Source organism: Microbacterium sp. AC215, assembly GCF_979258645.1.
In genome coordinates, this window is sequence record NZ_OZ409869.1 from 1,629,829 (window position 1) to 1,644,576 (window position 14,748).

The window sequence follows — 14,748 nt, forward strand, 5'->3', positions numbered from 1 at the left end:
GTCATGATACAAGCGCACCACGGCGCGACACCCCGCGCGTCCGCCGGCGAGAGCGGCGCCGGATGAGCAGCTCCGCCACGGCACTGTTGATCATGAACGCGGCGGCGACGAGCCATGCCTCACCGAAGGCGTCGACCTCACCGAGGGGGATCGTCCACAGCGCGAAGACGAGCGCCTGGGTTCCTCCCGACACGGCGGTGGCGTAGGCGCGGGTCATCCAGGCCCCGTGCGCCACGAAGTCGCGTCGTGTGATCGCGATCACGCCCCGCACGAGGAACAGGGTCATCGCCACGGCGAAGACGAGACGAACCATCGCGAGCGCGAGTTCATCCGGTGGACCACCGAAGAAGACCGCGAGCCAGGCCGCTGAGAGGGCCGCGACGAATCCTGCGGGAATCAGCACGCGGCCGGCCACGCGGTGCCAGGCATGCCGCGTTCGGAGCGCGGGTGAGAACTGGAACGCCCCGAGAACGCAGTAGACGGTCATCGCCACGATGTGCGCGACGATCGCGACCGTCGACGCCAGGAGGAGAGTCCTCACGGGTTCCCCGCTCACCTCCTGCAGACGAAGCGCTCCACCGATCACGGGAAGCACGCTGAGCAGCAGAAGGCCGGTGATCGCCGGCCACCCGCTCTTCGATCGCCGACGCCGCTCCTTCTGCTCGGGAGTCGATCGGGCGGCCTTCATCTGCTGCGACATGTCTCGATGCTCGTCTCATCGACAGTCGGGGGCATCGGCCGTCAGCACGGACTCGGAACCGTACTTTCGGCCGAGCGGATCCGGGCTTCCTGGCCGATGACGAGCATCCCCGGGACGACAAGCATCGAGACATGACCACTGACACGACCATGACCGCGGCCGTCTACCACCGCTTCGGCGCCCCTGAGGAGGTCCGCCTCGAACAGCGGGCGGTCCCCACGCCCCGGCCCAGCGATGTGCTCATCCGGGTGCACGCGAGCACCGTGAGCGTCGGCGATCATCGCGCCCGCGCTCGGGACATCCCGGCCGGCCTCGGGGTGCTCGCCGCAGTCGGACTCGGCGTGTTCCGTCCCAGTCGGCCGATCCTGGGCATGGATGCCGCGGGCGTCGTCGCGGCTGTCGGCTCGGGCGTCACCGCCTTCGCACCCGGCGACAGGGTGATCGCCTCGACCGGCGGAGCGTTCGGCGGTCATGCCGAGTACGTGCGCCTGTCTGCCGACGGCCCGATCACCAGAGCTCCCGACACGATGAGCTTCGAAGAGGCGGTGACGCTGGTGTTCGGCGGCATCACCGCGCAGTGCTTCTTCGCCCAGGTCGCGATCGGCCCCGGCACCTCCGTGCTCGTCAACGGAGCATCCGGCGCGGTCGGCACTGCCGCGATACAACTCGCGAAGCAGCTCGGAGCAGACGTCACCGCCGTCACGAGCGGCGGCAACGTCCCACTGGTCGCGTCCCTCGGCGCCGATCGGGTCATCGACTACACCCGCGAGGAGTTCGCGGCGGGGGGCGACACGTACGACGTGATCGTCGACTGCGTCGGCAATGCCCCTTTCAGCCGGGTGGAGACACTCATCAACCCCGGCGGTGCGCTGCTGCTCGTCATCAGCGATCTGCGGTCGATGCTGACGAGCCGCGGGCACACTCGCCGGTCGGGAAAGCTCGTCACCTGGAACGTCGGCACGCCGGGCGCGGAGGACCTCGCCCACCTCGTGAGCCTCGCGGATTCCGGTCGCTTCCGGGCCGTCATCGACAGGACCTTCGAGCTGGCCGACATCGTCGAGGCGCACCGCTATGTCGACACCGGCCGCAAGCGGGGAAACGTGGTGCTGCGCATCCCCCAGCCCGGAGCGAACCACGCGCATGGGTGATGACCGGCAGCATCTCGCTCGACATCGCGGCTAACAGCGGCGCCCCGCTCGCGCAATGCCCTCTCGGTGGGCGTCGTCGACGCTTAGCCTCGTGCTGTCACGATGGTCGAAGGGCGGCGCACCCATGTCGGAGAGAAGAGACCGCTTCGCGGTGTTCGGCCAGATCGCCCAGGATCTGGTCCTCAGGGGAGATGCGCTCCCCGAGCCGGATGAGTGCGTCAGCGTGTCGGAGCTGCGACGGCTCCTCGGCGGCAAAGGCGCGAACCAGGCCGTAGGCCTTCGTCAGCTCGGGGGTTCGGTCGCGATCGTCGGCGTGGTCGGAGAGGACGACATCGGAGAGCGGCTCGTCACCGCCCTGCCGCACGACGCGATCGATGTCTGCGGGGTGGTGCGGCGCGGGGGCTCGGCCGTGCTGGTGGACGTCGTCGATCCGGCATCGCGGCGCATGCTGCTCGAGCACGTCCCGCCGACGTCGCTGTTGACCGTCGCGGATGTCGAGGCATCGGCGAGCGGTGTCAGCCGTGCAGGCACGATCTGTCTGCAGTCTCAGCAACCGGGCGATGCGCTGTCGGCCGCTCTGATGATCGCGCGACGAGCGGACGCGACGGTGGCGCTCGACGGAGCGCCCGAGCCGGAGGTTCGCGACGAACTGCTCGCCGGTGCGGACGTCGTGCGTGCCGACGCCACGGAAGCCGAAGGACTGACGGGGATCGCCGTGTCGAACCTGGACTCGGCTCACGAGGCGTGCCGGTGGCTGCTCGCTCGCGGACCCCGCATAGCGGCCGTGGAGGTGGCAGGCGAAGGCGACCTCGTCGTCTGGGAGGACGGCAGCGCCTACCGCGCACATGACGACGACGAGACCGTGGTGGACCGCACGGGAGGCGGCGACGCATTCTTCGTGGGACTCGTGCGGGGTATCGCGAACGGGTGGTCGATGGATCGCGTCGCGGATCTCGCTGCACGGGCTGCCGCGTCGACCGTGGCACGGCTGGGCGGTCGGCCGGAACTCGCGCACCTCGTGCGGTGATGCCGCGTGATCGGGAGTCAGAACGGCCAGATGAGCGGGACGTAGAGCACCGCGACGGCGACGTAGATCGCGACGAGTGGAAGACCGAGACGCCAGTAGTCACCGAATCGGTAGCCGGCGGGCTGCATGACCATGAGATTCACGGGTGTTGCGATCGGCGTCAGGAACGCAGCCGCTCCGACGACCGTGAGCGCCATCATGAACGGCTGCACGCTGACGCCCATGCTCGACGCGACGGACACCGCGATCGGCGCGATGACGAGCACGGTCGCCACGTTCGAGATGAACTGCCCGAGGATCACCGATGCGACGCAGATCGTGAGCAGAGCGAGATGGGGCGAGGTGTTGCCGACCAGCTGGAGAACCGCGTCGCCGACGAGATCGGCGGCGCCGGTGGAGACGAACGCCGATGACAGCGGGATCATCCCGGCGATGAGCGTGACAGTGGGCCACGAGATCGCCGAGAAGGTCTGCGTCACGGTGAGCACCCGCGTGACGATGAGGGCACCGGCCGCGAGAAGGCCAGCGATGACGGGCGGGACGACACCCGTGGCGAGGAGCACGACCATCGCTCCGAGGATCACCAGCGCGCGCCGCGCACCCCGGCCGAGCGGCACTGTCCGCTGCATCTGCTGGGGCGAGCTGACCGGAATCACATCGGGTGAGGTCGTATAGCGGTGCAGTGCCTCCCACGGCCCCTGGACGAGCACGGAGTCACCCGCCTGCAGCGTGACCGCGCCGGTCGCCCTTCCGCCCACGTCGCCCGGACGGCTGCCGTGCCGGAGCGCGAGGATCACCAGGTCCTCCTGTCGCGTCGTCATCCCGGGCGAGACGACCCGGCCGATCAGGCTCGACCTCGGCCCGATGAGCACCTCCGCGACGCCCTCGCCGACCGTGAAGAGGCTGCCCGTATCGAGCGCGACGTCATACGTCTCGCGCCAGGCGCGGGCATCGTGACTCGGGTCGGCGGGCTCCTCGAGACGGTCCGGAACGCGCTCGGGCAGGAGCCTGTCTCCGAGCGCGAGCACGAGCACGACCGTCAGGACGACCATCGGGATGCCGACGATCGCGAACTCGAAATACCCGAACGCACGCCCACCGGCCTCTGCGGCCGCCTCGGACACGAGGATGTTGACCGGCGTTCCGGTGAGCGTGAGGAGCGACCCCGCGCCGGCGGCGAATGCGAGCGGGAGGAGCATGCGCGACGGCGCGATGCCTGCCCGTACCGCGACGAGCACCACGATCGGAAGGAGGGCAGCCACGGCACCGTTGATGCTGATCACCGCCGACAGCACGGCGGCCAGCAGACACACGATGAGCAGCAGGCGCGAACGGCTCTTGCCGGCGCGGCGCATGAGCTGCCGTCCCACCCACGACGTGACGCCCGTGGCATCCAGCGCCTCACTGACGATGAACAGAGCGACGATGAACAGGACGATGGGATCGCCGAACCCGGCGAAGGCGTCGCCGAGCGAGAGCACTCCCGTCGCCCACAGAGCGATGGGCACCGCCATCGCGACGATGACCATCGGGATGCGGTTCGACACGAACGCGATCACGGCCGCACCGAGTATGAGGAAGGTGATGATCTCGGGGTTCATCGTGTGTCTCCGGTGTCGGGGTGCGCATGAGAGCGAATGGGAAGGCTGTCGGCGGCGAGCGCGTCGTCCCCTGTTCAGGAGACATCACCATCTTCGCCTGCCCTCAGCCGGATCGCTGCGCAGGCCCGTCGAGATTTCCGTGACCAAACCGTTGCATTCGTTACCTCGCCGTTATAGAGTGATTGCACGGTGAATGTTTGCTGTGGCATACACCGCATGTGATTGCAGGACACTCTTGGTGCAAGGGACAAGGGCCGGTCGGGAGCCTCTCCGACCGGCCCTTTACTGTTGCCAGTACGCTGTTCTCCATGACCGATCGCAAGCTCGCCCTCGAGGCCTGGGAGAGCCTGTTCCGTGCACAGCACGAGCTGTTCACGGAGATGAACACCGACTTCGATGACACCGATCTCGGGCAGGCGGAGTATGACGTGCTGCTCACGGTGACCCGCTCCCCCGGCATGTCGGCCCGCCTGCGCGACGTCACGGCGAACATGCTGATCAGCCAGCCGAGCGTCTCGCGCCTCGTCGACCGCATGGTCGCCCGCGGACTCGTCTCGAAGTGCCCCGACCCCGACGACGGACGCGGTGCGCTGATCAGGGCCACGGATGCCGGTGTGCGCCAGTTCCGCAGCGTCGCCACGGTGCATGGCCGGTCGATCGCCGAGCGGATGTCGCGCCTCGACGACGCCGAGCTGAAGACGCTCCGCGATCTGGCGGAGAAGCTCCGCGGTCGCTGACCCCGACGCACGCACGCAATCCGCGGTCGCTGACCGAACGAGCTCGGCGCATACGGAGGGTTTCCGCCGTACGGAGGATGCCGCGGCGCTGAGCCTCCTCCGTATCGCAGATCTCCTCCGCATCGCCGAGATCCGGCGGCATCCCGCCCCGACACCCTCCCCTCTTTTCTGGCAGGGTGGAGCGTGAACGCCCGCGCGGCCGCGCCGGCATCCACGACCGCCCCCTCGGGGGGAACCAGGGAGGTCATCCATGGAGATCGCCGGAATCGTCGGCATCCTGATCATCGTCGGGATCGGGATAGCCATCGCTATCGTCGTCCTGCTCATCCTGCTGCTGTTCGCACGCAGCTGGATCAAGGTGGCTCGCGCCGATGAGGCGCTCGTCATCTCGGGGCGCAAGCAGAAGGTGCAGCGGGCCGTCATCTCGGCCGACGGCACGACCAGAGACGAGATGTCGGAGTCGCCCGTCACGGTCATCGTGAACGGCAAGTCCCTCGTCAACCCGATCACCCAGCGCCACGAGATCATCTCGCTGCGCTCGCGTCAGGTGTCGCTCAACGCCGAGGCCCAGTCGCTCGACAGCGTCACCCTCAACGTCGACGGCGTCGCCATCGTGAAGATCGGCTCCGACCCCATCCTCGTGCGCCGCGCCGCCGAGCGTTTCGCCTCGCAGGACAAGGCGATCGAGCAGTTCACCACTGAGCAGCTCGAAGGTGCGCTCCGTGGAATCGTCGCGACGCTGTCTGTCGTCGAGCTCATGCGCGAGCGCAAGAAATTCTCCGACCAGATCGCCGCCGACGTCTCGCAGGAGCTCGCCGAGCAGGGTCTGATCCTCGACTCGTTCCAGATCAAGGGCATCACCGACAAGGTCGGCTACATCCAGTCGCTCGGTGCTCCCGAGATCCAGGCGAAGCGTCAGTCTGCCGAGATCTCGCAGACCAACGCCGACCGCGCGATCAATCAGAAGAACATCGCCAACCAGGAAGCCAACCTGGTCGAGCAGACGGCTCTCGACACGAACACCGCCAACGCCAACGCCGGCATCGGTCGGGCTCGCGCCGAGGCCGAGCAGGCCGAGAATCTCGCCCGCGAGCAGGCTCAGCAGGCCGTGCTGCAGCAGCAGGCGGAGAACCGCCAGGCCCAGCTCGACGCCGACGTCAAGCGCGTCGCCGACGCACAGCGCTATGAGGCAGAGACCCGGGCACAGGCCGAGCTCTACACGCGTGAGCGTGCGGCGGAGGCCGGAGCGATCGAGCAGGTGAAGCAGGCCGAGGCCCGCACCCGCATCGCCGAGCAGCAGGCGCAGGCCGACAAGGCCAAGGCCGACGGTGAGGCCGCAGCCGCGATCGCCCGAGCCACCGGTGAGGCCGACGCACTGCGTGCGCAGGCCGAGGCCGAGTCCGAGGCCCGCCGACTGCGCGCGAACGCCGAAGCAGACGCCATCCGCGCCGAGGGTGAGGCGCGAGCCGCCGCCGTCGAGGCAGAGGCGAAGGCCATCGCCTCGAACCAGGACGCGTTCCTGTCGCAGCGGGTGCTCGACACCCTGCCGTCGATCATGGCCGAGTTCTCGAAGGGCTACGCCGCGATCGGCAGCGTCTCGATCATCGGCGGCTCCGGCGAGGACGGCGCGTCGAGCGTCGTCGGCGCCGACAGCGCGAAGGCACTCAAGTCGGTGTTCGACAGCGTCAGCGCGGCGACGGGCCTCGACCTCGCGTCGATCATCCAGGGCCAGGCCGTGGGTCGCGGGATCGGCGAAGGCGTGGCTGCGGCATCCGCACCGTCCACGCCGACCCGCCAGTCTGCGCCGACCACCCCGCCGCCGCCGGCACCTCCGGCTCCCGCAGCGGAGTAGTCAGCACACAGCGCACAGCGGATGCCGCGGCCGATTCGGTCGCGGCATCCGTCGTCTCCGCCACCCGTGCTCGATGACTCCGGAGACCAGGCAGACTGAGGGAATGACCGCCGCCGCCTTCGACCTCGCCACCATCGGCGCCGGGCTCTCGTTCGCGGCCGCGCTGGACGAACTCGGGGCCGCGCTCGACGGGAGCGGATCAGTGGTCGTGAGCGCCCCGCCCGGCACGGGCAAGACCACTCTCGTGCCGCCGCTGCTGGCGTCACGGTCGTCCGGGCGCGTGATCGTCACCCAGCCTCGCCGCGTCGCGGCTCGCGCCGCAGCCCGCCGCCTCGCTCATCTCGACGGCTCGGCACTCGGCACCCGCGTGGGCTTCACCGTGCGCGGCGAGCGCTCGGCAGGTGCGGCGACCCGCATCGAGTTCGTCACCGCCGGAGTGCTGCTGCGTCGCATGATCGACGACCCCGGCCTCGACGGTGTGGATGCCGTCATCCTCGACGAGGTGCACGAGCGCGCACTCGAGACCGACCTGCTGATCGGCCTGCTCTCGGAGGTCCGCGAGCTGCGCGACGACCTCGTGGTCGTCGCCATGTCGGCGACGCTGGATGCCGCGCGCATCGCCTCCGTCCTCGGCACCGACGACCTGCCCGCGCCGATCGTCGACCACGCTGTGCCGGCGTTCCCTCTCACCGAGCGCTGGGCTCCCAGCCCGACGCCGCGCCTCGATGAGCGCGGTGTCACCTGGGGCTTCCTCGACCACGTCGCACGCACGACGACAGCGGCCGCACTCGAGCTGGTCCGCGAGAACCCTCGGGCCGATGTGCTGGTGTTCGCCCCGGGCGCGCGGGAGGTGTCGGAGATCGCCCGCCGCATCCGCGATGCGAGCGCGGCGTTCGACGTGCGAGAGCTGCACGGTCAGATCCCCGCGGCGGAGCAGGATGCCGTGATCCGCGGGCGTCGACCGGATGAGCCTCCGCGCATCATCGTGACGACTTCGCTCGCGGAGTCGTCGCTCACCGTGCCCGGAGTGCGCCTCGTCGTCGACAGCTGTCTGTCGCGGCATCCGCAACGTGATGCCGCGCGCGGCATGACGGGTCTGGTCACGACTGCCGCGTCGCGCTCGTCATGCGTGCAGCGCGCCGGTCGCGCCACGCGCCAGGGCCCGGGCATCGTCATCCGCTGCGTCGACGAGCGCACCTATGCGGCCGCCCCGGCCCGCCCGACACCCGAGATCGCGGTGACCGACCTCGCGGATGCCGCCCTGCTGCTCGCCTGCTGGGGTGCCCCGGGTGCAGAAGGCCTGCGCATGATCGACCCGCCGCCCCGAGACAACCTGGCCGATGCCGTCTCGGTGCTGCGCGGTCTCGGCGCGATCGACGACGAGGGCCGCGCCACGGCCGAGGGTCGAGCTCTCGCCCGGATCCCCGCCGACCCCCGGCTCGCCCGCGCTCTCCGTGACGGCGGCTCGGTCGTCGGCAGCCGTCTCGCCGCAGAGGTCGTCGCCGTGCTCGGCGGCGACCTGCGCATCGCCGAGGCCGACGTCGCACAGGCGCTCATCACCCTGCGCGGCGGACGGACACCGGACGCTCGCCGCTGGCGTGACGACGCGAACCGCCTCGAGCGCATGGTCGCTCCGGCGGGGGACGTGCGATCGAGTCTCGACGGCGTCGGACTCGTGATCGCACTGGCGTTCCCCGACCGGATCGCGCATCGTGTCGAGCGCACCGCCCACGGAGCGGTCTTCCTCCTGGCGTCCGGAACCCGTGCCGGAGTGACTGGCCCGCTCGCCGCAGTCGAGTGGCTCGCGGTCGCCGACGTCGCGCGGGCCACGGCGCGAGTGGCGGCAGGGTCAGGCGCGATCATCCGATCCGCGGCTGTGCTCACGGAAGCCCAGATGGAACGCGCTGCGAGTCACCTGCTGACCGACCGAGTCGAGGCGGAGTTCACGGGAGGTCGCGTGCAGGCGCGCCGTGAGCGCCGCGTCGGTGCGATCCTGCGTTCGTCCTCGCCCGTGCGCCCCTCTGCTCAAGAGGGGCGGGATGCCGTGCGCCGCGCGGTCCTGCGCGACGGGCTCGGCATGTTCGCCTGGTCGGATGCCGCGACCGCGTTCCGACGCCGATTGGCCCTGCTGCGGCGAGAGCTCGGCGGCCCGTGGCCCGACGTGTCGGATTCCGGGCTGCTCAGCACTCTCGATGACTGGCTCGCTCCCGAGCTCGACACCCTGGCGGGCGGCACCCCCGCAGCGCGAGTGGATCTGTCCTCGGCTCTGCGTCGACTGCTGCCCTGGCCCGAGGCGGCGCGCCTCGACGAGCTCGCACCCGAGCGCCTCGCGGTGCCGAGCGGATCCCGTATCCGCATCACCTACCCCGAACCGGACGACACCTCGGCACCCCCGGTCGTCGCTGTGAAGCTGCAGGAGTGCTTCGGCTGGGCCGAGACTCCTCGACTGGTCGACGGACGCGTGCCGGTGCTGTTCCACCTGCTGTCGCCCGCGGGGCGCCCTCTCGCGGTCACCGACGACCTCGCCTCGTTCTGGTCGGGCCCCTATGCCCAGGTTCGCGCGGAGATGCGAGGGCGCTACCCGAGGCATCCCTGGCCGGAGGACCCGTGGGCGGCCGTGCCCACGAAGCACACCAAGAACCGCGCCGCGCGCTGACCCTGCCTCACGCGGTGCGACGTCGCAGGGTCAGCGATGCGAGGACGAGCGCCCCGACTCCGAAGGCGACGACGACCAGCAGGGGTCCGTACACGTCCCACCCCTCGTCGCCGGCCGTGACGGCGTTGATCGTGTCGATCGCATAGCTCAGGGGCAGCCAGCCCGAGATGGCGTACAGCACGTCGGGCATCTGATCGCGCGGCATGAAGAGCCCGCCGAGGATGATCTGCGGGAAGACGAGCAGCGGCATGAACTGCACCGCCTGGAACTCGGTCTGCGCGAAGGCGCTCGCGAGGAGCCCAAGGGCGGTGCCCAGGAGAGCGTCGACGACGGCGACGAGTCCGAGCTGCCAGAGCTCACCCTCGACGTCGAGCCCGCAGACGCCGACCGCGAACGACACGGTGATGATCGCCTGCAGCAGCGCCATCAGCCCGAACGCCAGGGCATAGCCGAGAATGAAGTCGGCCTTGCCGAGCGGAGTGGTCATCAGACGTTCGAGGGTGCCGGAGCGTCGCTCCCGCAGGGTGGTGATCGAGGTGATCAGGAACATCACGATGAATGGGAACAGCGCGAGGATCGCTCCCCGAACTGATCGAACACGCCGTCCTGATCGCTGAAGAGCCACGCGAAGAGTCCGACCAGCAGGCTCGGCGCGATCAACATCAGCGCGATCGAGCGAGGATCGTGCCGCAGCTGTCCGAGCACCCGGGCGGCGGTGGCGAGCATCCGACCGCCGTTCATTCCGAGGCCTCCCGCCGTGCGCGCCGGGTGCTGCCCGCCGCTGGACCCCCGGTCGCTCGGCTGTCCCGCTCGATCAGGGCGAGGAACGCCGCCTCGGGCTCCGTCGTGCCCGTGTCGGCGAGGAGTCCGGCTGGGTCCGTGTCGGCGATGATCCGCCCGCTCCGCATCAGCACGAGCCGATCGCATCGCAGCGCCTCGTCCATCACGTGACTCGAGACGATCATGGTGACGCCGCGCGCGGCGAGGCCGCGGAACAGGTCCCACAGTTCGGCGCGCAGCACGGGGTCGAGGCCGACCGTGGGTTCGTCGAGGACGATGAGCTCGGGGGATCCGATCAGTGCCATCCCCAGCGAGATGCGCGTCGCCTGGCCACCGCTGAGCGAGTCGACGAGCTGGGCGGCCTGCGCCCGAAGCCCGACCTCGTCGAGCACCCGGTCGACGTCGCCCTTCGGTGCTTTCAGCACCGCCGCGAAGTACGAGAGGCTCTGCCGGACGGTGAGATCGCCGTACACGGCGGCACCCTGTGTTCCGTACGCCACCCGATGCCGCAGCCGCGGCGATCCGCCCGGTTCCCCCAGCACCGTCACCATGCCGGCGGTGATCCGCTGCACACCCACGATCGAGCGCATCAGCGTGGTCTTGCCGCATCCCGAGGGACCCAGCAAGCCGGTGATCTCGCCCCGGGGGATCACCAGGTCGACACCGTCGAAGACCTGCGTCCTTCCCCGTCGCACTCGCAGCCCCGAGATCTCGACCGCCGCTTTATTCATCATGTGATGAATTATGCGCCGCGCGAGTCGCGGGGTCAACGGGTACTCGTGCCCGAAGCCGAGGCGGGATGCAGGCGGCAGTGCGGCGCGTGGCCCGCGCTATTCGAAGAGGTAGCGCTGCACGGTCGGTCCGACCCGCAAGACGATGTCATCGACGGATGCCGCGGCGATCGGCGCGAGCCGCAGCACGTAGCGCGTGAGCAGCAGACCGGCGATCTGCGAGGCGACGAGTGTGGCGCGCAGCTCGGCATCCGCGACGCCGAGCGTCTTCGCGATCCGGCCGATGAGTTCGCGAGAGAGGAACCCCGCGAGAAGGGGCGTGGTGAGCCGGCTGCCGATCGCCGTCCGAATGAGCATGACGCCGCGGCGACGGATGTCGGGCTGCTCGAAGGCCTCGAGCACGTACCGCACGAGACGCTCGCCGACGGCGTCACGCGGACCCGCGACGATGGCCGGCACGTCGATGTCGGGGCGCAGCGGAATGCCGACCGCCTCAGCGAAGAGGTCTGCCTTCGTGCCGAAGTAGTGGTGCACGAGCGCCGAGTCGACGTCGGCACGAGCCGCGATCGAGCGCACCGTCGTGCCGTCGTATCCGTGCTCGCCGAACTCGTCGACTGCGGCGGCGATGATGCGTTCGCGCGCATCGGAGACGCCACGCGGACGCCCGCGCTTCTTGGGCGCACGCTGCTCGGTCATGGCGCCAGCCTACGACCAGATCTGCGCGCTCCCCTCAGTCGAGCAGATGCCGCAGGTACCGCGGCGGGTCCTGCAGGAACGACCGCCAGTGGTTCACCAGCTCGAGGTCGTTCCACTCGGCGGGACGGATGCCCCACTCCCCCACTTCGAGGATGCGAGCTCCCGGCAGCGCGGCGAGCACCGGCGAGTGCGTCGCGCACAGCACCTGACCCCCGTCGTCGACGATGCGCTGCAGCACCGCGATGAGGGCGAGGGTGGACTGGAACGAGAGCGCTGCCTCTGGCTCGTCGAGACAGTAGAAGCCGGGTTCATCGAATCGACTGTCGAGCAGAGCGAGGAAGGACTCGCCGTGGCTCATCTCGTGGAACGCCACGTCGCCCCTCGCGGAGGGATTCTCTTCGAGGTAGGTGTAGAACGAGTGCATCGTCTCGGCTCGCAGGAAGAATCCCCAGCGGTTGGCTCCGACTCCGCGCTGCAGCTGCAGCCACTCCGACAGCGGCGACTCGCTGGGGCGCGTGCTGTGCATCGCCTGGCGGGACCCTCCCTCGGGCGAGAGCCCGTAGGCGACGGCGATGCCCTCGACGATCGTCGACTTGCCGCTGCCGTTCTCGCCGACGAGGAAGGTCACCCCGGGAGCGAGATCGATGCCTTCCTCGAGCACCTGGGCGACGGCGGGAATGGTGGTCGGCCACATGCGGCCGGAATCCGGCGCGTCACCATTCGCGCCCACGGCGACGATGGGCTGCTCCCGCCGCCTGCGACTGCCCGGGGTCCAGATCGATTCCATGCGCGCCTCCTCAGAGGAGGCTATCCGCAGCCGCCGACGCGCTCGGAATGACTCAGCACTCGATGACGTTGACCGCGAGACCACCCTCGCTGGTCTCCTTGTACTTGGTCGACATGTCGATTCCGGTCTGGCGCATCGTCTCGACCACCGCGTCGAGGGAGACGTAGTGGCTGCCGTCGCCGCGCAGCGCCAGACGGGCGGCCGTCACCGCCGTCGACGCGGCGATCGCATTGCGCTCGATGCACGGAATCTGCACGAGGCCGCCGATCGGGTCGCAGGTGAGCCCGAGGTGGTGCTCCATCGCGATCTCGGCGGCGTTCTCGATCTGCCGGTTGGTGCCGCCCATCACGGCGGTGAGCCCTCCGGCAGCCATCGCGCAGGCCGAGCCGACCTCAGCCTGGCAGCCACCCTCGGCCCCCGAGATCGAGGCGTTGGCCTTGAACAGCGAGCCCAGCGCCGTGGCCGTGAGGAGGAACCGACGGATGCCACGGCGGCGGTTCGCGTCGGCGACGGCGTCGTCGTCCTCGGCCTGCGCCGCCTCGATCGCCCGCGTGCCGTCGAAGCCGAGCAGCGCACTGCCGACGAGTTCTCCGTACGGCGTCACGGCATTGCCCGCACCGAGGCCCGAGTCCGCCAGGAACCGCCACCAGTACATCGCGACGGCGGGAAGGATGCCGGCGGCGCCGTTGGTCGGCGCCGTGACGACGCGACCGCCCGCCGCGTTCTCTTCGTTGACCGCGAGCGCGAAGGCACCGAGCCACTCTCCCGGCAGCTCGCGATGACCGTCGGCCTCCGCCTCCTCGAGCTGCGCGCGGATCATGCTCGCCCGCCTCTTGACCTTGAGCATCCCCGGCAGGACGCCGTCCGAGTGCAGTCCGTTCTCGACGCACGCAGCCATGGCGTCCCAGATCGCATCGAGTCCGGCGGCGACCTCTTCTTCCGAGCGCTCAGCGGTCTCGTTGAGTCGCGCGATCTCGGCGATCGACAGTCCGTGCTCGTCGCACAGTGCGAGCAGCGACGCGGCGTCGGCATACGAGTAGGGCAGTGGGGCCGAGGCGAGCTTCGCCTCCTCGCCGTCCCGGCGGATGAACCCGCCGCCGACGGAGTAATAGGTCTCTTCGGCGACGACACCGCCGGCATCGTCCCGGGCGGTGATGGTCATCGCGTTCGGATGACCGGGCAGCCGGGTTCGCGGCTCGAAGACGATGTCGGCCTTCGAGAACGGGATCTCATGGACCCCGTCGACGCGCACCGTGGCGCCGTCGCGAAGGTCGGTCCAGGCGGCGCGCACGTCGGCCGGGTCGCAGCTCTCCGGCGACAGCCCGCGAAGGCCCGCGACGACCGCATCCGGCGTGCCGTGACCGATTCCGGTGGCGCCGAGAGAGCCGTACAGCGTGCATCCGATGCGTGCGACGCGATCGAGAGCTCCGGACGAGCGCAGGCGCTGAGCGAACGCGAGGGCCGCCCGCATCGGCCCGACCGTGTGGGAGCTCGAGGGGCCCACTCCGATGGAGAAGAGATCGAAGGCCGAGACGTACGCTGTCACCTCTTCAGCCTACGTCGTGCGCAGGAAGACGGACGCTCCGGAGGCTGTCGTCAAGGCCCTTCTCGCCTCGCAGCCGCTGACGGATGCTGGGGGTGCACTCGATGCGAAAGGGACGATCATGACGAACAGCACGCCCGAGCAGGACCCGACCTCCGGCCTCGACCCCGAGGCCCAGACCCCCACTCCGACGCCCTCGTCCGGCGATGCCGGCGAGTTCAAGGATCCGGCGAACACCGCCGAGAAGCCGGCGGAGGCGGAGTCCCCCGAAGACGCGGATCCGTCGGAGGTTCCGAGCAACGACGAACTCGAAGAGCCGAGCACCGAGAAGGAGCCCTCGGAAGAGCCCAAGGCTCCGTCGCGAAACGACCCCGAGCCCGACCATGAGGCGGTCGGGATCGGGGTCATCGACGGTCCGGAGACCGACGAGGGCGACTGAGCGACTCCTACCTCGCTCGACCACCCCACCGCTCCCGTCGCGATGCACCCT

12 protein-coding genes and 1 pseudogene are annotated in these 14,748 nt (G+C 69.8%); 6 read left to right on the plus strand and 7 right to left on the minus strand.

Features of this window, described 5'->3' with window-relative positions; all coding sequences use genetic code 11:
• Position 1: 1 nt before the first annotated feature.
• Positions 2-700 carry a DUF2306 domain-containing protein gene (locus ACZZZF_RS08090; RefSeq protein WP_463497887.1) on the minus strand — a complete coding sequence of 233 codons (699 nt, stop codon included), beginning with the start codon at positions 698-700 and terminating at the stop codon, positions 2-4.
• Positions 701-831: 131 nt separating this feature from the next.
• On the opposite strand from ACZZZF_RS08090, the gene ACZZZF_RS08095 reads away from it, so the two are divergent.
• Positions 832-1,848 (plus strand): NAD(P)-dependent alcohol dehydrogenase, encoded by a 1,017-nt coding sequence (locus ACZZZF_RS08095; RefSeq protein ID WP_463497888.1) that lies wholly within the window; start codon positions 832-834, stop codon positions 1,846-1,848.
• 124 nt (positions 1,849-1,972) lie between these two features.
• Positions 1,973-2,875 (plus strand): PfkB family carbohydrate kinase, encoded by a 903-nt coding sequence (locus ACZZZF_RS08100; protein WP_463497889.1) that lies wholly within the window; start codon positions 1,973-1,975, stop codon positions 2,873-2,875.
• A 17-nt stretch (positions 2,876-2,892) separates the two neighbouring features.
• On the opposite strand, the gene ACZZZF_RS08105 is transcribed toward ACZZZF_RS08100, so the two are convergent.
• On the minus strand, positions 2,893-4,476 hold the full coding sequence (locus ACZZZF_RS08105; RefSeq protein WP_463497890.1) for an SLC13 family permease: 1,584 nt from the start codon (positions 4,474-4,476) through the stop codon (positions 2,893-2,895).
• A 308-nt stretch (positions 4,477-4,784) separates the two neighbouring features.
• Here ACZZZF_RS08105 and ACZZZF_RS08110 point away from each other — a divergent pair, with 308 nt between their 5' ends.
• From ACZZZF_RS08110 to hrpB, 3 genes are all read left to right on the plus strand, one after another.
• The gene (locus tag ACZZZF_RS08110) at positions 4,785-5,213 is read left to right on the plus strand and encodes a MarR family winged helix-turn-helix transcriptional regulator (RefSeq protein WP_053098809.1); all 429 of its coding nucleotides are present in this window, start codon (positions 4,785-4,787) and stop codon (positions 5,211-5,213) included.
• 250 nt (positions 5,214-5,463) lie between these two features.
• Positions 5,464-7,065 carry an SPFH domain-containing protein gene (locus tag ACZZZF_RS08115; RefSeq protein WP_053098808.1) on the plus strand — a complete coding sequence of 534 codons (1,602 nt, stop codon included), beginning with the start codon at positions 5,464-5,466 and terminating at the stop codon, positions 7,063-7,065.
• Positions 7,066-7,168: 103 nt separating this feature from the next.
• Complete coding sequence (hrpB, locus tag ACZZZF_RS08120) at positions 7,169-9,721, plus strand: ATP-dependent helicase HrpB (protein ID WP_463497893.1); 2,553 nt, start codon at positions 7,169-7,171, stop codon at positions 9,719-9,721.
• 7 nt (positions 9,722-9,728) lie between these two features.
• Here the strand turns inward: hrpB and ACZZZF_RS08125 are convergent.
• From ACZZZF_RS08125 to ACZZZF_RS08145, 5 genes and pseudogenes are all read right to left on the minus strand, one after another.
• Positions 9,729-10,462, minus strand: a pseudogene (locus tag ACZZZF_RS08125) (ABC transporter permease).
• Positions 10,459-11,235 carry an ABC transporter ATP-binding protein gene (locus ACZZZF_RS08130; RefSeq protein WP_463497895.1) on the minus strand — a complete coding sequence of 259 codons (777 nt, stop codon included), beginning with the start codon at positions 11,233-11,235 and terminating at the stop codon, positions 10,459-10,461. Before ACZZZF_RS08130 ends, ACZZZF_RS08125 begins: the two are co-directional and overlap by 4 nt.
• 96 nt (positions 11,236-11,331) lie before the next feature.
• Positions 11,332-11,928, minus strand: coding sequence for a TetR/AcrR family transcriptional regulator (locus tag ACZZZF_RS08135; RefSeq protein WP_056276946.1), 597 nt, complete (start codon positions 11,926-11,928; stop codon positions 11,332-11,334).
• 34 nt (positions 11,929-11,962) lie between these two features.
• Positions 11,963-12,715, minus strand: a complete 753-nt coding sequence (locus tag ACZZZF_RS08140) for an AAA family ATPase (protein ID WP_372983844.1) — start codon at positions 12,713-12,715, stop codon at positions 11,963-11,965.
• A 52-nt stretch (positions 12,716-12,767) separates the two neighbouring features.
• Positions 12,768-14,261 (minus strand): L-serine ammonia-lyase, iron-sulfur-dependent, subunit alpha, encoded by a 1,494-nt coding sequence (locus tag ACZZZF_RS08145; protein WP_072590750.1) that lies wholly within the window; start codon positions 14,259-14,261, stop codon positions 12,768-12,770.
• A gap of 16 nt (positions 14,262-14,277) precedes the next feature.
• Between ACZZZF_RS08145 and ACZZZF_RS08150 the strand changes: the two genes are divergently transcribed.
• Positions 14,278-14,697 carry a prolipoprotein diacylglyceryl transferase gene (locus tag ACZZZF_RS08150; protein WP_285365183.1) on the plus strand — a complete coding sequence of 140 codons (420 nt, stop codon included), beginning with the start codon at positions 14,278-14,280 and terminating at the stop codon, positions 14,695-14,697.
• Positions 14,698-14,748: the final 51 nt, after the last annotated feature.